The organism is Nocardia jejuensis NBRC 103114, from assembly GCF_001613145.1.
Taxonomy (GTDB): Bacteria; Actinomycetota; Actinomycetes; order Mycobacteriales; family Mycobacteriaceae; genus Nocardia; species Nocardia jejuensis.
The window spans coordinates 1-24,921 of the sequence record NZ_BDBU01000030.1 but is presented as its reverse complement, the minus strand read 5'-3'; the positions used below and the strand labels follow the sequence as shown (position 1 = coordinate 24,921).

General features: G+C 69.6%; 21 protein-coding genes and 2 pseudogenes. 5 read left to right on the top strand and 18 right to left on the bottom strand.

Translation table 11 applies throughout. The features are described from left to right. Positions 1-206: 206 nt before the first annotated feature. Together groL and groES are read right to left on the bottom strand one after the other, a co-directional pair. Positions 207-1,814, bottom strand: coding sequence for a chaperonin GroEL (gene groL, locus NJ1_RS24050; protein ID WP_067698218.1), 1,608 nt, complete (start codon positions 1,812-1,814; stop codon positions 207-209). A 109-nt stretch (positions 1,815-1,923) separates the two neighbouring features. Further along, on the bottom strand, positions 1,924-2,226 hold the full coding sequence (gene groES, locus NJ1_RS24045; protein WP_067698216.1) for a co-chaperone GroES: 303 nt from the start codon (positions 2,224-2,226) through the stop codon (positions 1,924-1,926). A 638-nt stretch (positions 2,227-2,864) separates the two neighbouring features. Between groES and NJ1_RS24040 the strand changes: the two genes are divergently transcribed. After that, positions 2,865-4,352, top strand: coding sequence for a DUF7159 family protein (locus NJ1_RS24040; RefSeq protein WP_067698214.1), 1,488 nt, complete (start codon positions 2,865-2,867; stop codon positions 4,350-4,352). A 56-nt stretch (positions 4,353-4,408) separates the two neighbouring features. Here the strand turns inward: NJ1_RS24040 and tsaD are convergent, their stop codons facing one another. From tsaD to dapA, 6 genes and pseudogenes are all read right to left on the bottom strand, one after another. After that, positions 4,409-5,440, bottom strand: coding sequence for a tRNA (adenosine(37)-N6)-threonylcarbamoyltransferase complex transferase subunit TsaD (gene tsaD, locus NJ1_RS24035; protein WP_067698212.1), 1,032 nt, complete (start codon positions 5,438-5,440; stop codon positions 4,409-4,411). Positions 5,441-5,634: 194 nt separating this feature from the next. Next, positions 5,635-6,096 (bottom strand): annotated as a pseudogene (rimI, locus tag NJ1_RS24030) (ribosomal protein S18-alanine N-acetyltransferase); the annotation flags it as partial. Continuing rightward, positions 6,093-6,785: a tRNA (adenosine(37)-N6)-threonylcarbamoyltransferase complex dimerization subunit type 1 TsaB gene (gene tsaB / locus NJ1_RS24025; RefSeq protein WP_067698204.1), complete on the bottom strand. Its 693-nt coding sequence runs from the start codon at positions 6,783-6,785 to the stop codon at positions 6,093-6,095. The gene tsaB and the pseudogene rimI, both read right to left, overlap by 4 nt. A 72-nt stretch (positions 6,786-6,857) precedes the next feature. After that, positions 6,858-7,313: a tRNA (adenosine(37)-N6)-threonylcarbamoyltransferase complex ATPase subunit type 1 TsaE gene (tsaE, locus tag NJ1_RS24020; protein ID WP_067698202.1), complete on the bottom strand. Its 456-nt coding sequence runs from the start codon at positions 7,311-7,313 to the stop codon at positions 6,858-6,860. After that, the gene (gene alr / locus NJ1_RS24015; RefSeq protein WP_067698469.1) at positions 7,310-8,461 is read right to left on the bottom strand and encodes an alanine racemase; all 1,152 of its coding nucleotides are present in this window, start codon (positions 8,459-8,461) and stop codon (positions 7,310-7,312) included. Before alr ends, tsaE begins: the two co-directional genes overlap by 4 nt. Positions 8,462-8,706: 245 nt before the next feature. After that, positions 8,707-9,609: a 4-hydroxy-tetrahydrodipicolinate synthase gene (gene dapA / locus NJ1_RS24010; RefSeq protein WP_067698467.1), complete on the bottom strand. Its 903-nt coding sequence runs from the start codon at positions 9,607-9,609 to the stop codon at positions 8,707-8,709. Between the two features lie 70 nt (positions 9,610-9,679). Here dapA and NJ1_RS24005 point away from each other — a divergent pair, with 70 nt between their 5' ends. Continuing rightward, positions 9,680-10,603, top strand: coding sequence for a LysR family transcriptional regulator (locus NJ1_RS24005; RefSeq protein WP_067698462.1), 924 nt, complete (start codon positions 9,680-9,682; stop codon positions 10,601-10,603). A gap of 39 nt (positions 10,604-10,642) precedes the next feature. Here NJ1_RS24005 and NJ1_RS24000 read toward each other — a convergent pair whose 3' ends face one another. Beyond that, positions 10,643-12,115, bottom strand: a complete 1,473-nt coding sequence (locus NJ1_RS24000; RefSeq protein ID WP_245717560.1) for an NAD(P)H-hydrate dehydratase — start codon at positions 12,113-12,115, stop codon at positions 10,643-10,645. 106 nt (positions 12,116-12,221) lie between these two features. On the opposite strand from NJ1_RS24000, the gene NJ1_RS23995 reads away from it, so the two are divergent. Continuing rightward, complete coding sequence (locus tag NJ1_RS23995) at positions 12,222-12,641, top strand: cupredoxin domain-containing protein (RefSeq protein ID WP_067698200.1); 420 nt, start codon at positions 12,222-12,224, stop codon at positions 12,639-12,641. Between the two features lie 7 nt (positions 12,642-12,648). Here NJ1_RS23995 and glmS read toward each other — a convergent pair whose 3' ends face one another. Continuing rightward, positions 12,649-14,517, bottom strand: a complete 1,869-nt coding sequence (glmS, locus tag NJ1_RS23990) for a glutamine--fructose-6-phosphate transaminase (isomerizing) (protein ID WP_067698198.1) — start codon at positions 14,515-14,517, stop codon at positions 12,649-12,651. A gap of 101 nt (positions 14,518-14,618) precedes the next feature. Between glmS and NJ1_RS23985 the strand changes: the two genes are divergently transcribed. After that, positions 14,619-15,482, top strand: a complete 864-nt coding sequence (locus NJ1_RS23985; RefSeq protein ID WP_067698196.1) for a dienelactone hydrolase family protein — start codon at positions 14,619-14,621, stop codon at positions 15,480-15,482. Between the two features lie 11 nt (positions 15,483-15,493). Here NJ1_RS23985 and NJ1_RS23980 read toward each other — a convergent pair whose 3' ends face one another. From NJ1_RS23980 to NJ1_RS23965, 4 genes are all read right to left on the bottom strand, one after another. Further along, positions 15,494-17,665: a hypothetical protein gene (locus NJ1_RS23980; protein ID WP_157574183.1), complete on the bottom strand. Its 2,172-nt coding sequence runs from the start codon at positions 17,663-17,665 to the stop codon at positions 15,494-15,496. Continuing rightward, positions 17,662-17,979, bottom strand: coding sequence for a hypothetical protein (locus NJ1_RS23975; RefSeq protein WP_067698192.1), 318 nt, complete (start codon positions 17,977-17,979; stop codon positions 17,662-17,664). The genes NJ1_RS23980 and NJ1_RS23975 overlap by 4 nt, the downstream gene beginning before the upstream one ends. 65 nt (positions 17,980-18,044) lie before the next feature. Beyond that, a complete protein-coding gene (locus NJ1_RS23970) occupies positions 18,045-18,356 on the bottom strand; it encodes a DUF6802 family protein (protein ID WP_067698190.1) in 312 nt (103 codons plus the stop codon). Positions 18,357-18,456: 100 nt separating this feature from the next. After that, positions 18,457-18,654: a PspC domain-containing protein gene (locus NJ1_RS23965; RefSeq protein WP_067698187.1), complete on the bottom strand. Its 198-nt coding sequence runs from the start codon at positions 18,652-18,654 to the stop codon at positions 18,457-18,459. A 116-nt stretch (positions 18,655-18,770) separates the two neighbouring features. Between NJ1_RS23965 and NJ1_RS23960 the strand changes: the two genes are divergently transcribed. After that, on the top strand, positions 18,771-20,414 hold the full coding sequence (locus NJ1_RS23960) for an ABC-F family ATP-binding cassette domain-containing protein (RefSeq protein WP_067698185.1): 1,644 nt from the start codon (positions 18,771-18,773) through the stop codon (positions 20,412-20,414). A gap of 25 nt (positions 20,415-20,439) precedes the next feature. Here the strand turns inward: NJ1_RS23960 and glmM are convergent, their stop codons facing one another. The 4 genes and pseudogenes from glmM to NJ1_RS40250 form a co-directional block, all read right to left on the bottom strand. Next, a complete protein-coding gene (glmM, locus tag NJ1_RS23955; RefSeq protein ID WP_067698183.1) occupies positions 20,440-21,807 on the bottom strand; it encodes a phosphoglucosamine mutase in 1,368 nt (455 codons plus the stop codon). A 166-nt stretch (positions 21,808-21,973) separates the two neighbouring features. Next, positions 21,974-22,489 (bottom strand): 30S ribosomal protein S9, encoded by a 516-nt coding sequence (gene rpsI / locus NJ1_RS23950; RefSeq protein WP_084478714.1) that lies wholly within the window; start codon positions 22,487-22,489, stop codon positions 21,974-21,976. After that, positions 22,486-22,929: a 50S ribosomal protein L13 gene (gene rplM, locus NJ1_RS23945; protein WP_067698181.1), complete on the bottom strand. Its 444-nt coding sequence runs from the start codon at positions 22,927-22,929 to the stop codon at positions 22,486-22,488. The genes rpsI and rplM overlap by 4 nt, the downstream gene beginning before the upstream one ends. Positions 22,930-23,398: 469 nt before the next feature. Continuing rightward, a pseudogene (locus NJ1_RS40250) lies at positions 23,399-24,921 on the bottom strand (hypothetical protein); the annotation flags it as partial.

Here is a 24,921-nt window from a genome sequence, read left to right as displayed (position 1 = left end):
CGACCACGCTCGCCCGCATATGACAGGGCCCCCGGCGATGTCGCCGGGGGCCGTGCCCGTTCTTCATCCCAGCGCGACAACTGATTTCGCGAGATCCGGGTAACTCACCGGATACCCCCGAAACAGTGCCCGCACCCGACCGATCCCCGCGTGCGGGATTCTCCACGGCACTCAGCCGTGCGCGAACCCCGCAGAGGCGGATCAGCTCAGTGCGAGTGGCCGTGGTGGCTCTGCTCGGGCTCTTCGGCCGGCTTCTCCACGATGGCGCTCTCGGTGGTGAGGACCATGCGCGCGACGGAGATGGCGTTCTCCACCGCGGAGCGGGTGACCTTGACCGGGTCGATGACGCCCTCGGCGACCAGGTCGCCGTAGGTGAGGGTGGCGGCGTTGAAGCCGTCCTTGCCGTCGGTGACCTTGGAGACGACGACCGAGCCGTCGACGCCCGCATTGCTGGCGATCCAGAACAGCGGGGCCAGCAGGGCCTGACGCACGACGTCGACGCCGATGGCCTCGTCGCCGGACAGGGTCTCGCGCAGGGCGACCAGCTGAGCCGCGGCCTGCACCAGCGCGGTGCCGCCGCCGGGGACGATGCCCTCGGCGACCGCGGCCTTGGCGGAGGAGACCGCGTCCTCGACGCGGTACTTGCGCTCCTTGAGCTCGGTCTCGGTGGCCGCGCCGACCTTGATCACGGCGACGCCGCCGGCCAGCTTGGCCAGACGCTCTTCGAGCTTCTCGCGGTCCCAGTCGGAGTCGGTGTTCTCGATCTCCTTGCGCAGCTGCACGACTCGCGTGTCGATGGCGTCCTGGGTGCCGGCGCCCTCGACGATGGTGGTCTCGTCCTTGGTGACCACGACGCGGCGGGCCTTGCCCAGCACCTCGAGGCCGGCCTCACGCAGGGTGATGCCCAGGTCCGGGTTGACGACGGTACCGCCGGTGACGATGGCCAGATCGTCCAGGAACGCCTTGCGGCGGTCACCGAAGAACGGCGCCTTGACCGCGACGGCCTTGAGGGTCTTGCGGATCGCGTTGACCACGAGGGTGGACAGCGCCTCGCCCTCGACATCCTCGGCGATGATCAGAACCGGCTTGTTCGACTCGGCGATCTTCTCCAGCAGCGGGAGCAGATCGGCCAGGGCCGAGATCTTCTCGCGGTTCAGCAGGATCAGCACGTCCTCGAAGACGGCCTGCTGGGTCTCCGGGTCGGTGACGAAGTACGGCGACAGGTAGCCCTTGTCGAACTGCACGCCCTCGGTGATCTCGAGCTCGGTCTGCAGCGAGGAGGACTCCTCGATGGTGACCACGCCGTCCTTGCCGACGGTGGTGAGCGCCTTGCCGACCAGCTCACCGATCTCCTCGTCACGCGAGGACACGGTGGCGACCTGAGCGATGGCCTTCTCACCGTTGACCGGGGTGGCGGCCGAGAGCAGGTAGGCCGAGACCGCGTCGGCGGCCTGGGACATGCCCTTGCCCAGGGTCATCGGGTTCGCACCCGCGGCGATGTTGCGCAGGCCGTTCTTGATGAGGGCCTGGGCGAGCACGGTGGCGGTGGTGGTGCCGTCACCGGCGACATCGTTGGTCTTGGTGGCGACGCTCTTGACGAGCTGCGCGCCGAGGTTCTCGAACGGATCCTCGAGGTCGATGTCGCGAGCGATGGTCACGCCGTCGTTGGTGACGGTCGGGCCACCGAAAGCCTTGGCCAGCACCACGTGCCGGCCGCGCGGGCCCAGGGTGACCTTGACGGCGTCGGCGAGCTTGTCGACGCCGCGCTCCAGTGCCCGGCGAGCCTTCTCGTCGAACTCGATCTGCTTTGGCATTGGTTACCTACTCCTGAATGAAGGTTGGGGTGCGGCGAACGCACTCCGCCCCGGGTCGGTAGCTGAGCATGCAGCGGCGACGCCGGGGCGGAAGAGCTTGAAGCGTTGCCTACTTGGTGACGACTGCCAGCAGATCGCGCGCCGACAGGATCAGGTAGTCCGAGCCGGCGTACTTGATCTCGGTGCCGCCGTACTTGCTGTAGATGACGACGTCGCCTTCCTTGACGTCCAGCGGAATCCGCTTCTCGCCATCTTCGTCCCAGCGGCCGGGGCCGACGGCGATGACGGTGCCCTCCTGGGGCTTTTCCTTCGCCGTATCGGGGATGACCAGGCCGGAGGCGGTGGTGGTTTCGGCCTCGTTGGCCTGGACGAGGATCTTGTCCTCGAGCGGCTTGATGTTCACGCTCGCCACGTTGAGCCCTCCACTTTCAGGGGATCTTCTGCGCCCGGGGCGGTTCCCCGGACTCACGGTTTCGGTCACGTTGCCGACACTGTGCACAGCCCCGTCGTCGCGGGTGCCGGGACCCCTGCTCAGTAGTCGTAGGTGGCATCGGAGCACACCCCCAATGCCACCTAGCACTCTATACACGCGAGTGCCAGCGGTCCAGGCGGGGTTCCGTGATCGAAACGGAACGAATCGTGAACCGTGCTGGTACGCGACTCGCCGAGTGAACGGCCAGAAAATCTGAGGTCTTCCAAAGAAAAACGAAAAACTGTAACGTTCGGATAACGGATTGTGACACCATTGACGACGGTCGCGCTGTGGACCCACCACGGGCCTGTCACGCGCGCCGCCGACAACAGCACAACCGCATCAGTTCCGCCCGCTTCACCTGCTTCACCCCGCTAACTGTGCGGCATCGTCCGTGCAGGCATGAGACGAGAGCACTACCGCAAAGTGATCAGAGGCTGGTCCCGACGCCCCATCGGACGAAGGCCCGGCCCGATCCGTAGCTCGGGGGCCTCCGCCGTCATCCATACGGCGATGACCCCGCAGTCCGTTCGAGATGGTCGGCGACACCGTGACCATCCGCTCGAAGGGAGGTGAACATGCGAACATCCCTCGGTATTTCGGCCGGGAGCGAGGTGGTGTGCTCGGCGACGGTCGCCACCGCCCCCAACGGCGTCCAGCACTTCGACTATCGGGTCGTCACCGCCGATACGGCGCACTCCGATCTCGGCGACCTCGTGGCGTCCTCCATCCAGTTGATGACCACCCAGATCCCGCGCGACTCGGTGCATCCCGTCGGCGCGCATCCGGTCGCGCTGTCCTCCGCGCGCCGCGATGCCGAGCCCTCCCCGCCCGCCGACATCGCGGTCGCCTATCGCGATCGGGAACAGGCCCAGATCATCCGGTCGGCTATCGGCCGGCAACGCCGCGACGTTCGCCTCATTCCCGAGAGCACCGCGGCCCTGTCCTACCTGCGCCACACCGGTCTGCTGGACCGGTACCAGACGGTGGCGGTGCTGGACATCGGCGCCACCGGCACCACGGTCACCGTGGCCGACCACGCCGACGACACCGTGCTGCGGTCCGAGCGCACCACCACCATCAGCGGCAATTCCGTCGACGAGCTGATCCTGCAGCATCTGCTGGACTGTCACCTGGCCCGGCGCGGCACCCGCCCGAACCGCGGCATGCTGATGAACCGCAGCCGCGCCGCCAAGGAGCATCTGTCCATCGCGCACGCGGTGACCATCGACCATGTGGCCGGTCAGCCGCTCAAGCTCACCCGGGTGGATTTCGACGAGCTGATCGCGGACCTGCTGCGTGAACTGGCGCTGTTCGCCCGCGGTGTGTTCGCCCGGGCCCCGAAGTTCCCCGAGGCCGTCGCGGTGATCGGCGGCGGCGCGAACACGCCCGCCGTGGTGACCAAGCTCGAACGCCAGCTCGACGTCCCGGTGTTCACCGTGCCCGAGCCCGAGGCCGCGATCGCCAAAGGCGCTGCCCTGATCGCGGATTCGGCGACACCGGCCGCTTTCCCGGTGATCAGTCTGGGTTCGGACGCGCCGGTCGGCACCTTCACCAAGCTCGCCGGCACCCTGGCCGGGGCGATCGTGGTGGTCGGTCTCATCGTCGGCTACGGCGTGAAGGAACTGGTCCCGGAGCCGCAGGGCACCAACTACTCCCCCACCACCTCGGGCGCGCAGGTGCCGGTCACCCCGCCCACGCCGGCGACCGTCCCGCAGACCGGCACCACGGTGAACCAGAGCCGCGATCACGTCACCACCGCTCCGGTCATCCCCCCGACCAGCGGCCAGTCGAGCACGACGACCACCGGCAGCCCGAGCCAGTCGAGCCTCACCTCCCAGCCCCCGCTGCGCCCGGACCCCGATCTGCCCCAGATCCCCTTCCCCTCCGACCTACCCCGTCTCCTGGGCCCGCTCCTGGGCACCACCCTGCCGTCCACGGAGCTCGACCCGAACCGTTCCGAGACCACCACCCAGGGCTCGACCATCCCCGGAACCACCACGCCGCGAAGCAATTCCGGCTCGGCGGGCGGCGCGACCACCACCCTGGTCCACCCCTCCCGCTGATCCCCCGGAGCCCGAGCTACGTCGGTGGTTCCGCGAGGTTCGGGCGGCGGTCGGGTTCAGAGTTTGCTGGTGGAGACGGGCAGTCCGGGGTCGGTGGCGACGGTGAGGGCGGAAGGTTTTGCGCCACCGGCTATCACGTGGGCCCCGAGGGTGGCGATCATGACGCCGTTGTCGGTGCACAGGCGTGGGGTGGGAACGCGCAGGGTGAGGCCGGCCGCGGTGCAGCGCTCCTGCGCCATGGAGCGGATGCGCGAATTGGCGGTGGCGCCGCCGCCGAGCACGATGGTGTCCACGTCGAGGTCCTGCGCGGCGCGCACGGCCTTCATGGTGAGCACGTCCGCTACCGCTTCCTGGAAGGAGGCGGCGATATCCGGAATCGGCAGTTCGCGACCTTCGCGCTGGGCCGATTCCACATAGCGGGCCACCGCGGTCTTGAGGCCGGAGAACGAGAAGTCGTAGCGGGCGTCGCGGGGACCGGTCATGCCGCGCGGGAACGCGATGGCGTGCGGGTCGCCTTCCCGGGCAAGGGAATCCAGCACCGGACCGCCCGGGTAACCCAGGCCCAGCAGCCGAGCGACCTTGTCGAAGGCTTCACCGGCGGCATCGTCGACGGTGCTGCCCAGCTCCTGGATCGGCTGCCCCAGGTCGGTGACCTTCAGCAGGTGGGTGTGTCCACCGGAGACCAGCAGAGCGACCGCGGGCGGCATCGGCCCGTGCTCGAGGGTGTCGACCGCGACGTGTCCGCCGAGGTGGTTGAGCGCGTAGAACGGGATGTCCCAGGCCGCCGCATAGGCTTTCGCCGCGGCGACCCCGACCAGCAGGGCACCGGCCAGACCCGGGCCGATGGTGACGGCGAGCGCGTCCGGCTTGTCGATATCGGCCGCGGCCAGGGCCCGGCGCATGGCGGGCACGATGGCCTCGAGGTGTGCGCGAGAGGCGATCTCGGGCACCACGCCGCCGAAGCGGGCGTGCTGATCCACGCTGGAGGCGACCTCGTCGGCGAGCAGTTCGCAGCTACCGTCCGGCAGATGCCGCACGATGCCGACTCCCGTTTCATCGCAGGAGCTTTCGATACCCATGACGATCATGACGTGGCCTCTGGGGGGAGCTGGGCGGGCAGGGATACAGCCGCGAGCGGCTCGGAGGGCACAGCCGCGAGCGGCTCCGAGGGCACAGCCGCGAGCGGCTCCGAAGGCACAGCCGCGAGCGGCTCGGAATCCGACACGACCCCGACCTGCTCCGAATCCTGTTCGCCCGCACCGTCATCGGGCTGCGGGAACCCCGACAGCGCGGGGCGGCGCATGGTGTACGCGTCCGCGCCGCTGGGCTGGTAGTAGTTCTTGCGCAGGCCGATGATGTGGAACCCGTGCTTCTCGTACAGCGCGATGGCGGGCAGGTTGTCGGTGCGCACCTCGAGGAACACCGGCCCGCCCCGCCGCCCGGCCTCGGCCAGCAGCGCGAGCAGCAACTGCGTGCCGACGCCGCCGCGATGCAGCTCCGGATCCACTCCGATGGTGTGTATCTCGGCTTCGGGGTGTTCGGCCGTCCCGAGCAGCGCGATACCGGCGTAGCCGATCATGCGGCCCTCGGCGTCCCGCACGGTGATGTACCGGTTGTGCGGCCCCGAGAGTTCGGACAGGAACGACACCTCGTGCCAGGGGTCGTCCTCGGGGAACAGCAGCTGTTCGAGTTCCGCGCATCGCGAGACATCGGACGGCCGCATCGGTTCGACGCGGAGGGTCATCGTCCCACCTGCGCGTAGTTGCGTTCGACAGCGTCGGGGCGGCGCAGATAGAGGGGCACCAGCGGTTCGGGTGTCGCCCCGGAGAGCAGGTCGCGCGATGCGACGCGCACCAGCCCGGCGGGCGACGGCGTCTCGACGGGTAGCACGGGCAGATCGAAATAGTCGACGTGCGAGGCGGACCCGGCGATCACGGTCGCGCCGGACGGATCCAGATCGACCGGCTTGCAGACCTCGGGTCCCTCGATACGCCCTTCGGCGCGATAGCGGGCCCAGTACACCTCGCGGCGGCGCGCATCGGTGACGACCAGCAGCTCGATGGGTTCGGCCTGATCCCGCAGATAGCTCTCGGTGTCGGCGGCGATGGCGTCGAGGCTGCACACGCCGTGCACCGGGATCCCCAGCGCGTCACCGAAGGCGGCGGCGGTGGCCATGCCGACGCGCAGGCCGGTGAACGGCCCGGGTCCGATTCCGGTGACGACCGCGGCGATCTCGCCACGGGTCCGGCCGGATTCACTGAGGCAGGCCAGAATTTGAGGTGTGAGCACCTCGTTGTGCGCGCGTGCGTCCACGGTCACCTTGGAGATGATCGTGGTGATCCGGGGTGCGGTCGACCCGTCGTCCGCCGGTTCCAATTCCACCAGTCCCGCCGTAACGGCGGGGGTCGCGGTGTCGACAGCCAGGATAAGCATGATTGTCCTTACGATACCGGGTGGTAGCGGCCACAACCGTCGCGCGTACCGCCTGTGCCCGCGCCCTACCTGCTAGTTGGTAGCGAGCCAGGTCCAGTCGGCGGTGCGCACGTCCGACTCGGGTTCCCGGCGTAGCTGTACTCGCAGGTGCCGATCGGACAGATGCTCGACCACTCCGGTGCCCCATTCCACAACCACGACGGCGTCGTCGATATCGGTGTCGAGGTCCAGCGCGTCGAGTTCGTCGAGGTCGCCGCCGAGCCGGTAGGCGTCCACGTGCACGAGTGCCACCGCGCCCGGATGATTACCGGCGCGATGCTGGCGCGCGATGATGAAAGTCGGTGAGCTGACCCGTCCTTGGACGCCGAGTCCCGCGGCGATGCCCCGGGTGAGCGCGGTCTTGCCGGCGCCGAGCGGTCCGTCCAGGATGACCAGATCACCGGGCTCGAGTTGCTCGGCGAGTTCGCGTCCCAGCGCCTCGGTGTCCTCGACGGTCGGGAGCAGGCGGTGTCCGTTGCTGTCGCTCATCGATCGCCTCCGAGGTATCCGCGCACCGCACGGCCGCGCGGTGCGCACACCACTTCGTAGTGGATGGTGCCGAGTGCGTCCGCCCACTCCTGCGGGTGCGGGACGCCGGGCTCGCCGCCGAACAGGACGGCGGTGTCACCTTCGCGCACCCCTGTCTCGTTCTCGCCGAGGTTCACCACCAGTTGATCCATGCAGATGCGGCCGATGCCGGGCCGGCGCGCGCCGCCGAGCCACACCGAGAACTTGCCGCCGAGGGTGCGCGGCACGCCGTCCGCGTAACCGGCGGGAATGAGGGCGACGGTGGTGTCGCGGTCGGCGATCCACTCGTGCCCGTAGGACACGCCCTCACCCGCCGCGACCCGTTTCACCAGGGCGACGCGGGCGCGGAAGGTCATGGCCGGGCGCAGTCCGAAATCGGAGATCTCCGGGATCGGCGACAGCCCGTAGACGGCGATGCCGGGACGCACCATGTCGAAGGCGAGGTCCGGACGGGTCAGCGCGGCAGCGGAATTGGCGAGGTGCACGAGTTCGGGTGTCAGCCCGTGCGCCCGGGCGACGGCGATGAACTCCCCGAAGCGGTCCCGTTGCAGGTCGATGCTCGGGTGCCGCGGCTCGTCGGCGTTCGCGAGATGGGAGAAGATCGCCCGTAGGCGCACCTTGTCCTCGGTGACGAGTTGTTTCAGCAGTTCCAGCAGGCGTGGATATTCGGACTCGGGCACGCCGTTGCGATTGAGCCCGGTATCGACCTTCACCGAGACGATCGCCGGACGGCCGAGCCGATCGACCGCCGCCGCAACGCCCTCCAGGTGCGCCACCGAGGGCACCGCGATCTCGATATCGGCGGCGATGGCACTGCCGAAATCGGCGTCGGAGTTGTTGAGCCAGCACAGGATCGGCGCGTCGATGCCGGATTCACGCAGGGCCACGGCCTCGGCGATGGTGGTCACGCCCAGTTCCCGCGCGCCCGCCGCCAGTGCCGCCTTGGCGACCTCGATCGCACCGTGGTTGTAGCCGTCGGCCTTCACGACCACCATGACGGCGGCGTCCCCCGCGTGTTCGGTCAGGATGCGCACGTTGTGCGCGATGGCATCCAGATCGATGAGGGTTTCGAGCTGCGGCACGGTGTTCACAATGCCCGATCCTGCCATCCGAGGCGCGGCGACCGCGCTCACACCCGCTCGGCGGGCGGTACCGAACAGATAGCGGATGTCGGCCGATGGCCGCCCGGATACCGGTTTCGGATCGCGGCGGCCGGTGACTACGGAGGTTCGGTGCCGCGCATCGGCGGAGTCGTCAGCCTCCGACCGCCGAGGCGGGGTCCGCGCACGACGGAATCGGTGGCTTCGAGCGGTACCGGGCGAGATCCGGCAGCGCCGGGGACTGGTCGAAGGCGTCAGGGAGCGGGCACCAGGGCCGGTGTGCCGATGGCATCGAGGGTGTTCAGCGCGGCCTGCAGCGCATCGTCGGAGGCGGGCAGCAGCGGGAGGCGCACCGAGGGGGTCGGGATTCGGCCCTGAGCGGCCAGAACCGCTTTCACGATCGTCGGGTTCGGCTCGCTGAACAGGGCCGTGGCGAGCGGGGTCAGCCGGTTGCCGAGTCGGCGGGCGTGCTCGATCGCCCCGGAGCGCCAGGCGTCGATGAGTTCGACGTAGGCGGCGGTGGCGACGTTGGCGCAGGCCAGGATTCCGCCGACGGCGCCGAGCGCGAGCAGCGGCGCGGCGTACAGATCGTCACCGGCCAGGATCGCGGTGTGGGCGGGGAGGCGGCTCAGGAACGTGATCGTGGTGTCGTCGATGCCGCCCGCCGTGTATTTGAAGCCCGCGACGTTCGGCAATTCGGCCAGGCGGCACAGGGTTTCGGCGCTCAGGGTCAGGCTGGTGCGGTACGGAATGTGATAGATGAACAGCGGGACCGGGCTGGCGGCGGCGAGTTGCCGAAAGTGTTCCACCACACCGGCTTCCGAGGGGCGGATGTAGTAGGGGACCACGGCCAGCGCGGCGTCGGCCCGGGGGTCGAGTTCGATCAGGTCGCGGATCGAGTCGGCGGTGGCATTGGATCCGGCCCCGGCGATCAGCTGGGCTCCGCGGTCACGGCAGACCTCGGCACAGATGTCGAGCACCCGGCGGCGTTCGGCGACGGTGAGGGTGGCCGGTTCGCCGGTGGTGCCGAGTGCGACGAGGCCCGACGCGCCCGCGTCCAGGGCATCGTGGGCGAGTCGTTCGAGGGCGGTCTCCGCGACCGCGCCGGTGCCGTCGAACGGGGTGATCAGCGGGACGTACAAGCCTTCGAAGGTCATGGCACCAGCCTGAACGCCGCGAGCCTTCAGGTCTATTTCACGTTTCTGCATCCGAGCATAAGCTGTGCTGATGCTCGATGTGCGCCGTCTCCGCCTACTGCGTGAACTCGCGCGTCGCGGGACCATCGCCGCGGTCGCCGAGGCCCTGGCCTATACCCCGTCCGCGGTATCCCAGCAGCTGACCGCGCTCGAGCGCGAGGCCGGTGTCCCGCTCCTGGAACGCACCGGGCGCAGCGTCACCCTCACCCCCGCCGCCGTGCGCCTGGTCGAGCACGCCGAGTCGATCCTGGCCGTGCTGGCGCAGGCATCCTCGGAATTGGCCACCGCCAGAACCGAACTCACCGGAACCCTGCGCATCGGCGCCTTCCCCACGGCCATCCGCTCCATCCTGTCCCCCGCCCTGGTCACCCTCAGCCGCGACCACCCGCACCTGGAACTGCTGGTCACCGAACTGGACCCGGCGGGCGCGCCCGCCGCCCTGCGCGCGGAATCCCTCGATATCGCCCTGGTGCAGGAATACGACTACGTCCCCGTCGGCCCCGACCCCGGCCTCGACACCGAGCCCCTGCTCGAGGAGACCGTCTACCTCGCCACCATGACGCCCGCCTCCGAGCCGCCCACCGACCTGCGACCGGACACGGCCACATCCGGCCGGGAAGTCGTCGCGGCGCACGCGGATTCCCCCTGGATCGCCAGCACCCCCGGCACCCTCTGCCACACCATGACCGTCCGAGCGTGTCTCGCAACGGGATTCACCCCGCGCATCCGTCACCACGCCGACGACTTCAGCACCGTCCTGGCTCTGGTCTCCGCCGGTCAGGGCGTCGCCCTGGTCCCCGAGCTGGGGGCACACACCGTTCCCCCCAATGTCACCCTCACTCCCCTGCCCACCCATCGCCGCACCCACCTCGCCTACCGCCGGGGCACCGCCCGCCACCCCGTCATCACCGCCGCCCGAGCCGCCCTCCACACCGCCGCGACCACCCTGACCTAGTCCGGACCGGCGATGACGCCGAAACCGCCGGCGACCAGGTCAGGTCGCCGCGAACGTGCGCAGGGTTCCGATGGCCTCGCGGATGTGGCCCAGGAGCGGAGAGGCGGAGATGGGGGTTCCCGAGGGGGCTCGATCGTGCGCGGCGAGGTTGGCCGCCAGGGCGTGGACCCGGGCGGCGGCCGCGGCGGACCAGGCTGGGTCGCGGCCCGCTGCCAGGAGGGCGCCGAGGACACCGGACAGGATGTCGCCGGAGCCCGCGGTGGCGGCCCAGGAGCCACCGGCCTCGTTGACCAGGACCGGACGGCCGGGAGCCGCGATCAGGGTCGCTCGCCCCTTGAGAAGGACGGTGACCTGCCAGGATTCGGCGAGTTCACGAACGGCGGCCACACGATCGGGCGCGGGGTCGGAGCCGGTGAGGCGCGCGAACTCACCGGCGTGCGGGGTGAGGACGGTGGGGGCGGTCCGCGCGGTGACGAGACCGGGATCCGCGGACAACAGGGTGAGCCCATCGGCATCGACGACCACCGGAAGGTCGGTGGCGAGGATTTCCGCGAGACGGTCGCGAGCGGCGGAGTCGGTGCCCGCGCCGGGGCCGAACACCCAGGCCTGCACTCGGCCCGTCTTCGAGATGCTCGGGGAGGCGATGACTTCGGGGAGGTGCGTGAGCACCTCGGCGGCGCCGGAGCCCACGTAGCGCACCATGCCGGAGGTGGCGGCGATCGCTCCGCCGGTGCACAGCACGGCCGCGCCGGGATAGGTGGCGCTGCCCGCGCAGACTCCGGTGACGCCCTGGGAGTACTTGTCGTCGGACGCCTCCGGCACCGGCCATGCCGCACCGATCGATTCCGGCCGCAGCGCAGCGAGATTCGGCTCCGGCAACTGTAATCCGATGGGCACCAAGTCGATTCGGCCGCAGTGGGGAGCGGCCAGAGCGTGCACCGGTTTGTACGCCCCGAAGGCGACGGTCACCTCGGCTCGCACCGCGGGCCCCTCGACCGCTCCGGTATCGGAGTCCACACCGCTGGGAAGATCCGCCGCCACGATCGGAACCCGCACGGCGGAAACAAGTTTCGCCGCATCGGGACGCAGCGGCCCGCGTCCCGAGATGCCGACTATGCCGTCGACCACCAGATCCGGATCACCGAGCGCCTGCTCCGGGTCGCCGATATCGGTGCGCACCCGCCCACCGGCTTTCCGCAATGCCGCCAGCCCCTGAGCATGCGCGCGTTCGGGTGAGAGCAGCACGGCCAGCACCGCGACGCCCCGGCGGCGTAGAAACGACCCCGCCCAGAGCGCGTCGCCGCCGTTGTCGCCGGAGCCCACCAGCAGTGTCACCGCGCGGCCGGTCACTCCTCCGGTCCGGTCGCGCAGCTCCGCCGCCACCGTGTCCGCGAGTCCGTGCGCGGCCCGGCGCATCGGCATTCCGGCGGCGACGCGGGTGAACAGTTCCGCTTCCGCGGTCCGCACCTCGTCTGCCGTGTAGTACCCGCGTACCTCCGAAGCGTGCATCATCCGCCTCTCACGACCGGTCCTCGCGGGAGCAGATCCCGCCTGCGTGCGACGACAGCAGACTACGCCCGCGAATGGCCTGCTACCAGCGCCGGTTACCCTGGCTGCCATGTCGATCCGCCGCTTCTCTCCCGCGCGTGCCCTGTTCCTCGTGATCGTGGTCGCCGGAGCGCTGATCGCCGGCGGTTGCGGTTCGAACTCCTCGACCGCGGCGAAATCCACCACCGCCGCGCCGTCCACCTCGGCGTCCGCCACCTCCGGCCCGCGCGCCCCCGCCTCGGTCACCGTCGCCGTCTCCGATATGAAGTTCTCCCCGGCCGCGGTGACCATCAAGGCCGGTGACACCGTCGCCTGGAAGTTCGACGACACCGTCCCGCACGCCGTCCAGGGCATCGGCGACGTCGCCCTGGGCATCAACAGCCCGATCATGCGCCAGGGCGAGTGGTCCCACACCTTCACCGTCCCCGGCACCTACCGCTACCTCTGCCCCCTGCACCCGGACATGAAGGGCACCATCACCGTCGAGTGATCGCGCCTCACTCGACCGTCACGGATTTGGCGAGGTTGCGGGGCTTGTCGACGTCGTAGCCGCGGGCCTGGGCCACCTCGGCCGCGAAGATCTGCAGCGGGACGGTGGACAGCAGCGGCTGGTAGAGCGTTGGGGCCGAGGGGATTTCGATGAGGTCGTCGGCGAAGGGGCGGACCGTCTCGTCGCCCTCCTCGGCGATGACGATGGTGCGCGCACCACGGGCCTGGATCTCGCGGATATTGCTCAGCAGTTTGGAATGCAGGACCGCACGGCTCTTCGGCGAGGGCATGACGACGATGACGGGCAGGCCCTGCTCGATGAGGGCGATGGGACCGTGCTTGAGCTCGCCCGCGGCGAAGCCCTCGGCGTGCATGTAGGCCAGCTCTTTGAGCTTGAGCGCACCCTCGAGTGCGACGGGGTACCCGACGTGGCGGCCCAGGAACAGCACGGTCGGTACGTGGGCGAGCGAGCGCGCGATCGCCCGCACCTGAGGCGCCGATTCGAGCACGCGCGCTACGAGTTTCGGCATCGCCTCGAGTTCGGCGAATTCGCGGGCGACCTCGTCGGGGTACTTGGTGCCGCGCGCCTGGGCCAGCGCCAGGCCGACCAGATAGTTGGCGGTGATCTGGGCGAGGAATGCCTTGGTGGAGGCGACGCCGATCTCGGGCCCGGTGCGGGTGTACAGCACGGCATCCGATTCGCGGGGGATCTGCGCGCCATTGGTGTTGCAGATGGCCAGGACTCGCGCCTTCTGCTCCTTGGCGTGTCGCACGGCCTCCAGCGTGTCGGCCGTCTCTCCGGATTGGGAGATGGCCACGACCAGGGTGGAGCGGTCCAGAACCGGGTCGCGGTAACGGAATTCGCTGGCCAGCTCGACCTCGACGGGCAGACGGGTCCAGTGTTCGATGGCGTACTTGGCGAGCAGGCCCGCGTGATACGAGCTGCCGCAGGCGACCACGAACACCTTGTCGAACTCGCGCAGCTCCTGATCGGCCAGCCGCTGCTCGTCCAGAACGATGCGGCCGTCCGCGAAGTGGCCGATGAGCGTGTCCGCGACCCCGGCGGGCTGCTCCTCGATCTCCTTGAGCATGAAGTAGTCGTGGCCGCCCTTCTCCGCGGCCGCCAGATCCCAATCGATGGTGAACGGCCGGGTCTGCACGCCCTCGGTCGCACCGTGGAAGTCGGTCACCCGGTAGCTGTCCGCGGTGATGACGACGGCCTGGTCCTGACCCAGTTCCACCGCCTCCCGGGTGTGTTCGATGAACGCGGTGACGTCCGAGGCGATGAACATCTCGCCCTGTCCGACACCGACGACGAGCGGCGTGGAGCGGCGCGCGGCGATGATCGTGTCCGGATGGTCGGCATGCGTGAACAGCAGGGTGAACGCACCCTCGAGCCGCCGCACCACCGAGAGCGCGGAGCCGACGAAGTCCCCCGCGGTCTCGCCGGACGCGTACGCGCGCGACACCAGATGGACCGTCACCTCGGTGTCGGTATCGCTGCCGAGTTCGACCCCGGCGTCCTCGAGTTCGCGGCGGAGCGGGACGAAGTTCTCGATGATGCCGTTGTGCACCACCGCGACCCGGCCGTCGAGGTCGCGGTGCGGGTGGGCATTGCGGTCGGTCGGCGCGCCGTGGGTCGCCCAGCGGGTGTGTCCCATACCGGTGCTACCGGCGAAACGCGCCGTCGCGGCCTCGCCCAGTTCGGCTTCCAGATTCGACAGGCGACCGGCCTTGCGCTCCACGGCCAGACCGCCCGCGCCGTCCAGAATGGCCACGCCCGCAGAGTCGTAACCTCGATATTCCATGCGGCGCAACGCGTCAACGACCACCCCGAGGGCGTCCCGGTACCCCACATACCCCACGATTCCGCACATGGGTCACCAGCCTAACCGTGCCCGACAGGCGCGCGAATCCGAGTGCGAACAGGACTGGGCGAAACGCCCCAAGGGCTCCCGCATCGGATAGGTTCTACGTCGTGTCGGCGTCTGTGAAATCGCTCCTGAGCATTCTGACCGCCCGCGGCCCGCATGCGGTGCTGCGCGGCAACCTCGGCATCGCCGGGCAGCCCGGCGTGGTCTACACGCCGGAGAAGGGACTGAACCTGCCCGCGGTGGCATTCGGTCACAGCTGGCTGACCGGTGCCGGAAACTATCGGCGACTGCTCGAGCATCTGGCGTCGTGGGGCTATGTCGCCGCCGCGCCCGATACCGAACGCGGACCGATTCCCTCGCACCTGAACCTCGCGACCGATCTGCTCACGACCCTGGACATCTGCGCCGGGGTGCGCCTGGGTTCCGGCGAGATCAGCGTGGATCCGAAGAAGCTGGTGCTGGCCGGGCACGGCATGGGTGCGGGCGCGGCAGTCATCGCCGCCTCCCAGCGCGACGTGGCCGCTGTGGCCGCCCTCTATCCCTCCCCCACCGCGCCGTCGGCCGAGTCGCTCGCGCCCGAGATCGACGTGTCCGCGCTGATCCTGGCCGGGGCCGCCGATGTGGATACGGTCAACTCCAACGCCGTCCCGCTCGCCGCCGCGTGGGGTGAGGGCACCATCCTGCGTTCGGTGGACCGCGCCTCCCACAACGGCATGGTGGAGGGCCGCCGCGCCCTCGCCGCCCTGGGCGCGGGCAAGCACGAACCCCGAACCGAGCGCCTCACCCGAGCCCTGCTCGTCGGCTACCTCAACTACCAGGTCCTCGGCGACAAGAAATTCAAGCCCTTCGCCGACCCCGAGGCCGAGATCCCCCACACCCGGATCATCGACCCCTACGCCGTGGACGAAGAACCCGAACAGCCGCCGAAGCTCCCCCTCCTGCAGCTGGTCCAGGCCCTGCGCAAGTAGGTCCGCACCGGTCAGGACGCCGTCGCACCGGGGATTTCGATTCCGCCGTCCGGGATTTCGATCGTGGGGTCCTCACCGAGGGACGGGTGGGGACTTACCGATGGGGCGGGATCTTCCAGGGGTGGAATGGGTTCCACGGTGGGCGGACCGGAATCGTCGGTGGGCGTGCCGCCCTCGATCGGCGGGAACGGATACGTGCCGTCGGCGGCCGGTGGGGCCATGCCCGCGCCGTCCTCCGGCGGAGTGGCCGGACCCGCATTGTCATCCGACGGTGGACCCACACCGTCCTCCGACGGTGGAGTCGCACCGGCACTGTCCCCCGACGGCGGAGTCGGTCTCGCGCCCTCGTGCGTCGGTGGGACCGCGTCGGACGAGGGCAGCTGGGCACACTCGGTAGTCGGCGCGGGCCCGCAGCACGAGCGGTGCGAATCGCAATCGTCAAGGGGTACAGAACAATTCGGCGAACGGCAGCCGCACACCGCAGTGGATGCACAGGAGGGTTGGTTCCCCTCGGCGGGGAGCTGGCCGGTATCCGCTGGACAGGACACTCCGGGCGAGGAGGGGACCGCGCATCCGGGTGAGTGGTCAGGGACCGCGGGATCGCCCGGCGCTCGAGGCTCGGCGGCTCGGTCCGTGGCAGGGTCGGCCGGGCTGTTCGGCGACGTCTCGGCGAGATGGTCGGAGGCGCTCGGCGATTCGGGCACCGAGGGAACATCGCCGGTCGAGGAGCCCGTCGTGGAGAGGCCATCGGCTGGGCCCGGATTCTCGGGATCGCCTGTAGTACCAGAGGGTTCCGAAGGTTCGTCCGGCAGCGGGTCGAGCAGCGAACCGAGCCCTTCGAAATCGATAGTCGAGATCCCGGTGATGACTGTGCGGACAAGGTCGCTCAGCCCGGCGGTGAGGGCGGTGGACAGTTCCGACAGCGCGGCATCGCTGCCCAGGAGTGCCTGCTGCTGTGCGGATTCCGCCCCCTCGGCATGCAATGCGTCGGCACCGGCGCCCGATCCAGGGCTCGCGGAGGCATCCGGCTGGGCGCTCCCGCGTGAGTGCGGACCAGCAGCGCCGGACCGGTCACTCGATGTCGGCGACGATGATTCAGCGCACGTCCCACAGCGATCACCGGATGAGGTGGACTGCGGGACCGTTCCAGGAGAGTCCTGCGCGGACAGTGCCTTCCCACAGCAATCGCCGGATGAGGCCGACTGCGGGACCGTTCCAGGAGAACCCGGTTCGGACGGCGACGATGACCGCACCGGAGCACCCGGCTGAGACTCCCCCGGCTGAGCCGACGGCTGCCGAGCCTGCGGCATCGACGGAGGCTGATCCCAGGTCTGCGACGAGCCGGATACCTCAGGCACACCGGCAATCCGAGGCGGTCCGGCGGAGTCCGACGGGCCCGAGGAGTTCGGCGGGCCGACGGCTTGCGGGCGGGTCGATTCCGGCTGCGGAGGTGAGAGTGAGTGCGGTGCTGCGCTTTCGGCGGAGGGCGGGGCGGAGGCCGGGAGATCGCCGGGGTGCGGGTAGGGGGTGTCGGGGATGCGGCCGAGAGTGGTCAGGAGGGTGTCGTAGTGCGATTCGAAGAGCTGGTCGGCGGTGGTGCAGGTGGCGCCGAACAGGGCGAGGCTGTGCTCGATCTCGGGTTTGAACGTGTCGGTGAGCCAGGGGGAATCGGTGTCCAGGAGGGCTTCGATGTCGGCGGCGGTACGGCCGTCTATCGCGGGATCGGGTGAGGTGTCGCCCGGGTGACCGAGCAAGGCAAGGGTGTCTCGCGCCTTGGCGTGGGCGGCCGCACGAAGCCGGTCCGGGAGGTCCGACAGGGCAGCGGCCGCGGCCCGGATCAGGTCGAGATCGGCTCGGGCCGTGCGGAGTTGGCCGGCGACGACGGTGAGCGCCTCGGCGCCCGTGCCGCCCTGCCAGAGACCGGGGAGGGCCCGGGTCAGCTGCTGGTAGGTGGACCACTGGGATTCGGCCTCGGTGAGCGCTCCATCCAATTCCGTTCGAGCGGAGTCGAGTTCGGCGAGGTCGGTGCCGCGCTGTTCGTCGTAGGCGGCCCGCAGCTCCGAGAGGGTGGCGGCCGGGTGGCCGAATGCCCTCTCGTAGAGGGGCAGGAAGGCGTCCCAGTACCGCAGGCCGGGGGCTCCGCGGTCGAGGATCTCGTCGATCGACATGCCTTCGGCGCTCACGGCCGCACCTCCGATACCGCGCGGGCACGCTCGGTGTCGATGCGGTCGTATTCGGCTGCGGCGCGCGCGAATACGGTGGCGGTGGCCTCGGCGGCGGCGGACCAGTCGCGCAGGCGGGCGGCGATTCGCTCGAGGCCCTCGTGTACCGCGCGGCCCTGTCGCGAATAGTCGAAACCGGCGTCGTTCCCGCTTCCGAATGCGCGATCGCCGACCCGGCGACCCTGTAGGCCGAGCGTGACCGCGCATTCCCGCAGGGTCACGGCGGCACCTCGCAGCGCATCGGTATCGACGCCGAGCATGGTGGATCCACTCATGTGTCCCCCTCGAATCCCCCTGGCACGCGGCTGTTTCGCCGGCACGCCCCCACCTGAATGCCCGGCTATTTGCCGAGGCGGCCCTCATCCGTGCGCACCCATTCGGTGGTGCCGTCGGGATGATGGTGGAACTCCCACGCCGCGTAGTCCCCGCCGGTGTCCACGACCGTCACATGATCGGCGTAGCCGTCGTGATCGAGATCCGTCCACACGTGCATGGCGTGATCGCTGCTGGTGGTCACGGTGTCCAATAGCCCGTCACCGTCGATGTCCTGAGTCGGGTGCTCGAGTTCGATGGCACCCAGCGCACCCAATTCCGAATGCGCGTCGAGGTTCGGCAAATCCAGGCTGCCCGAAAGATCACCTGATATGGCCATGTGCGCTCCTCCGCAGTGACGTGGCTCTCATCCTGTCACCACGGCGCGGAGCACGCAGCCGCTTCATACCGATTGTGGATAACTCTGTCGGTGTGGATATTCAGCGCTTCGGAATGATGATCCACAGCGCGATGTAGAGGATGAACTGCGGCCCCGGAAGCAGGCACGACAGGATGAAGAGCAGGCGCACGAGAGTGGCGTTCCAGCCGAGGTATTCGGCCAGACCGCCGCACACGCCGGCGAACCATTTGTCGGTGGTGGAGCGACGAAGCTGACGGGTGGTGGTCGGTGTTGTCATATCTCCACTGTGCCGAGTCCGCGCGCACCGCACATCGGTCCCATGACCCATTACGACCCTGAACTTCGGCGGGGGCGGGGTCAGGGTGCAACCCTGAGCAGGGCAGAATCGCCCTGGTGAGCACCACTCTGCATGCGCGCGGACTCGCCGCCGGACACGGCGAACGAACCCTGTTCTCCGACCTCGATCTCGTCCTGGCACCCGGGGACGTGATCGGCCTCGTCGGCGTGAACGGAGCCGGGAAGTCCACCCTGCTGCGCATGCTCGCCGACCGCGACGCGCCGGAGGGCGAGATCACCCTCAGCCCACCCGATGCCACGGTCGGCTACCTGGCCCAGGAGCCCGAACGCGTCGAAGGCGAGACGGTGCTGGAGTTCCTGCGCCGCCGCACCACCGTCGCCGAGGCGCAGCGCACCATGGACGAGGCCGCCGAACGCCTGGCCGACGGCGGCGAGGACGAGTACTCCCCCGCACTCGAGCGCTGGCTCGCGCTCGGCGGCGCGGACCTGGAGCAGCGCGCCGAGGAGGTGGCGGCCGATCTGGGACTCACCGCGAGCCTGCCGCACGGCCTCGACACCCTCATGACCGTGCTGTCCGGCGGTCAGGCCGCCCGCGCCGGTCTGGCATCGGTTCTGTTGTCCCGCTTCGACATTCTGCTGCTGGACGAGCCCACCAACGATCTCGATCTGGACGGCCTGGACCGGCTGGAGCAGTTCGTGACGGGCGTGCGGGAACCGCTCATGGTGATCAGCCACGATCGGGAGTTCCTGGCGCGCACCGTGAATCGCATTCTGGAACTCGATCTGGCGCAGCAGCAGGTCGGCAGTTACGACGGCGGCTACGAGTCGTACCTGAGCGAGCGCGAGATCGCCCGCCGCCACGCCCGCGAGGCCTACGACGAATTCGCCGACACCAAGGCGGGACTCGAAGCGCGAGCGGGCATGCAGCGCAACTGGATGGAGCACGGCGTCCGCAACGCCCGCCGCAAGGGCAAGAACGATTCGGACAAGATGGGCCGCAAGACGCGTGCCGAGGCCACCGAGAAGCAGGCGTCCAAGGTCAAGCAGACCCTCAAACGCATCGAACGCCTGGACGCGGTGGAGGAGCCGCGCAAGGAGTGGGAACTGAAGATGTCCATCGCCGTCGCACCGCGCAGCGGCACGGTGGTGGCGACCCTCGGCGGCGCGAGCGTCACGCGCGGCGACTTCACCCTCGGCCCGGTCACGGTCCAGATCGATTTCGGCGATCGGATCGTGCTCACCGGAGCCAACGGCGCGGGCAAGTCCACGCTGCTGTCCCTGCTGCTCGGAAAGACGAAGCCGGACAGCGGATCAGCCATGCTGGGCTCCGGGGTCGCGATCGGCGAGGTCGATCAGGCGCGCGGCCTCTTCCGCGGATCCGGCACTCTCGCCGACACTTTCAGCGCCGAGATCCCCGACTGGCCCGAGGCCGAGGTCCGCACCCTGCTGGCCAAGTTCGGCCTGCGCGGCCCGCATGTGCTGCGCCCCAACGACACCCTCTCCCCCGGTGAGCGCACCCGCGCCGCACTGGCCCTGCTCCAGGCCCGCGGCGTCAACCTGCTGGTCCTGGACGAGCCCACCAACCACCTGGACCTGGCCGCCATCGAACAACTCGAGGAAGCCGTCGAATCCTTCGAGGGCACAGTTCTTCTCGTCACCCACGACCGTCGCATGCTCGACAACGTGCGAGCCACCCGCCGGTGGCACCTCGACGGCGGCCGGTTGACCGAGGCGCAGTAGCACCCCGGTCGATCGCTCCGAGCGGTCAGACCGCGGCGACCAGCTTCGCCAGATCCCCCGCGAGGCGGTGCGCCGCGTCCAGGTCCGTCGCTTCGACCATGACGCGCACGAGCTGCTCGGTTCCACTGGGGCGCAGCAGAACTCGGCCGGTCTCACCCAGCTCGCGCTCGGCGGCGGTCACGGCCTCCAGCACCGTCGGAGCCACGGCCACCGCGGCCTTGTCGGACACCGGAACGTTCAGCAGCACCTGCGGCACCGTCTGCACGACGGACGCGAGATCGGCCAGGGTGCGGCCGGTTTCGGCCATCCGGGCCATGATGCGCAACCCGGTCAGCACGCCGTCGCCGGTGGTGCCGTGCTTGGGGAACACCACGTGACCGGACTGCTCGCCGCCGAGGGTGAAGCCGCCCCGGCGCAGTTCCTCGAGCACGTAGCGATCACCGACCGCGGTGGTGCGCATCTCGATTCCGGCCTCGCGCATGGCGATATGCAGCCCGAGGTTGCTCATGACGGTGGCGACGAGGGTCTTCTCGGCGAGTTCGCCCGCGTCGGCCATGGCCAGCGCGAGCACCGCCATGATGGCGTCGCCGTCCACGATGGCGCCGGCGGCGTCCACGGCCAGGCAGCGATCGGCGTCGCCGTCGTGCGCGATGCCCAGATCCGCCCCGTGCTCACGGACCGCGCGCTGGATGTGCTCCAGATGCGTCGAGCCGCAATTGTCGTTGATGTTCAACCCGTCCGGGTCGGCGTTGATGGCGATCACCGTCGCACCGGCCTCGCGGTAGGCGGCCGGGCCGACCTCCGACGCCGCGCCGTGCGCGCAGTCCACCACCACGGTGAGCCCGCTCAGATCGCGGCCGGTGGCCTCGACCAGGTGCTCGATGTAGCGCTCATGGGTGCCCTCGAGGCTGTATCGATCGTCGGCGTGGAACACCTGACCGGGCTTGCCGAGCACCCGGCCGATGCCGCCACCGGTGGGGCGGGTGAACACGCCCGCGGCGACCAGCGCTTCGATGCGATCCTCGGCGGCGTCGTCGAGCTTGTGCCCGCCCGCGGCGAAGATCTTGATGCCGTTGTCCGGCATGGGATTGTGCGAGGCGGAGATCATCACGCCCAGGCAGGCGTCGTACACGCCGGTCAGATAGGCGACGGCCGGTGTCGGCAGTACGCCCACCGAAAGTACGTCCACCCCAGCGGAAGTCAGGCCGGCGGTGACCGCGGCCTCCAGCATTTCACCGCTGGCGCGCGGATCACGCCCGACGACAGCGAGCGCGCGCTTCTTGCCCCGGCTCAGAACCTGCGCAGCCGCGGCCGAAACGCGTAGCGCCAGCTCAGGACTCAACGAGTCGTTGGCGAGTCCGCGGACTCCGTCGGTGCCGAACAAACGTCCCATACTCAACCCCTGGTCGGTGGATACAGCACGAGAGCAGGCACCCGAGCGGTCCGCGATGTTCCGCGAAACCCACTGCAGGGAGCCTGCTCTCGACAGGTTGCCGGTTCGACCGTACCGTGCCCGGCGCCCGAAGGAACCGGGCACGGTACAGCCGAACCGAGCAAGATCAGCGCTTCGAGTACTGAGGCGCCTTACGGGCCTTCTTCAGGCCGTACTTCTTACGCTCGGTGGCACGCGGGTCACGAGTCAGGAAGCCGGCCTTCTTGAGGGAAGGACGATCCTCGAGGGTGACCACGATGAGCGCACGGGCGATGGCCAGACGCAGCGCGCCGGCCTGACCCGAGGGGCCTCCGCCGACGAGGCGAGCGTAGATGTCGAAGTTCTCGACACGCTCGACCAGCACCAGCGGCGACTTGACGAGCTGCTGGTGCACCTTGTTCGGGAAGTAATCCTCGATGGTGCGGCCGTTCAGCACGAACTTGCCGGTGCCGGGCACCATGCGCACGCGGACCACGGCCTCCTTGCGGCGGCCGACGGTCTGAACCGGGCGGTCGATCAGAGCCGGGGCGAAGGTCTCGACGAACTCCTCGGCCTCGTAACCGTCACCCTCCTCGACGACCTCGACGGCGGTGTCCTCGACGTACTCGGCGTCGTCGTTGAATTCCTGCTCAGGAGCGGTCACTGGGCCACCTGCTTGATCTCGAACGGAATGGGCTGCTGAGCGGTGTGCGGGTGGTTCGGGCCTGCGTAGACCTTCAGCTTGCCCACGAGCTTGTTGCCAAGCTTGTTCTTCGGGATCATGCCCTTGATCGCGCGCTCGACCAGACGGTCGGGGCGGGTCTCCAGGATCTGGCCCACGGTACGGCCCTTGATGCCACCCGGGTAACCGGAGTGGGTCCAGAGGACCTTGTCAGCCTTCTTGTTGCCGGAGACGGCAACCTTGTCGGCGTTGATGATGACGACGAAGTCGCCACCATCGAAGTTCGGAGCGTAGGTCGGCTTGTTCTTACCGCGCAGGATGTTCGCAGCCTGCACGGCGAGACGGCCGAGCACTACGTCAGTGGCGTCGATGACGTACCACTGGCGGGTAACGTCACCGCCCTTGGGGCTGTACGTAGGCACAGTGCATCCCTGTCTGTCGTAGGTTTTGCCAGCACAAGCGTGTGGTCGAGCTGTTCCCGGCGGCCGGTGGAGACCCGGGGCTCGTGGGACAACCGGAATTACCCGGCCGTACCGCACGCCAACGAGCCACCATACCAGCGAGGTATCGCCTACCTGAAACCGGTCCGGACAGCGACCGCCGAGACCACCGACCAGCGAGATCTCGTCGGATGACGGGCCCGCTCGCCCCTCCGACCGGCGCACGACTCCGGTCGGAGGGGCACCGGGATCCATCACCGACGGAATCACCGGCCCGATACAGATCGATGCCCATAGCCCACCGCCAGGAGCGACGGCAAACCCACCGCCGCGGCCGAACTCGGTGCGCGAGAGCCGACCGGAGGTCGGCACTCGGATCGGTCCGATCACATCTGCCGATATTCGGATCCCGCCGGTGCGACAACCGCCGTGATCCGCGCTCGAAGACCGATCAGATCTGCATCGGGGCGCCCGGGTCGGCGCCGCGCACCGGTCCCGGGATCGTGTAGCGCAGGTTGTCGATGCTCAGACGCAGGCAATCGAGCTGCTGCGGATCCCCGACGTCGGCGACGCCGGTGCGCGGGGACACCACGAACGGTGTCGTCGCGCACGCGTCGAGCGCGGCGAGCTGCGCCGGATCACCGTCGCCGTACGCGCCGAGCGCCGCCAGCGTCGCGGCGCCGACGATGATCGGCGCACCGAAGCGGTCCCTCATCTTGTTCCACAGTTTGCCCTTGCGCGGCTTGCCCTCGCGGGAGCCACCGGAGTCCGAATCCGGTTGCCCGGCGGCATCTTCCGGCGATTGCGGATGCGATGGACGCGACCCACTGGACGGCATCGATCCACCGTACCCCGCCCCGGCGTGACCAGCAGCGTTTCCGGACCCGCCGGCAAAACCCCCGCGTCCGGCAGAACCGGGCGCACCACCCTCGGGCCCATATCCGCCGGGGCCGTAGCCGCCCTGCGGTCCGTAACCACCCTGAGCGGAACCCGCTGCTCCGTACGGCCCCTGGGGTGCGTACCCGCCGCCCTGCTGACCCTGCGGCGCCGCGGGACCACGCCCGGCCGCATGTTGCCCGTAGTGTGCCGGAGCACCCTGAACCGGGCCGTACTGCCCGGTGTTCGGGCCCTGCGCACCCTGACCCGGCTGCCCGGGATACTGCTGACCGGGGGCCTGTTGACCCGGCCCCTGTTGACCCTGACCCGGCTGCTGACCCGGCTGCCCGTAGGCACCGCCGGATTGCGGCGACCCCTGCGGATATCCCGGATCCGCCCCGTGCGCACCGGTATCACCGGGCGCGGACTGCGGCCCACGACCCAGCACGGCCGTCATCTGATCATCGGCCGGGGTGCCCGGCGGCCGGGTGAACCGACCACCCACACCCGCGAGCCCCGGCGGCAGCCCCCGGGAGGCGACCGGCGCCGACGAAACGTCTTCCGCCCCAACCCGACGCGTCTCACCGGTACTCGGGTCGGCCGGACCCTGCGGCGGCTGCCCCTGTGGCGTCTGGCCCTGTGACGTCTGGCCCTGTGACGTCTGGCCCTGCGGCACAGCGTGTCCCTGCGGAGCCTGGCCGTGCGCGCCCTGCCCTTGCGGACCGTGACCGTGCGTCGTCTGCCCTTGCGGCGCTTGACCTTGCGCGGCCTGCCCCTGCGCATCCGGCCCGGGAGCACCGGGCCCCTGAGCCGCGGGAACCTGTGCGACCGGAGCCCCGAAGGATCCCCGCCCCGCCGTCTCCTCCGCCGAGATGCGCCGGGTCTCGCCCGAGTTCTCCGCATCGGCGGCGCCCTGCGGCGGCCGCCCCGCACCGGATTCGGCCGGCGAGTCCTTGTGCCGCGTAACCATTTCCGGTTGTTTCGCCAGCGGTTCCGGCTGCCGCTGCATCGACTCCATGCCCGCGGGCGCGCTGGGAGCGACGTGCCGCGGCCCCTGCTCGACCGGACGAGCCTCGTCCCCCGGTGCGACCGGCGAGG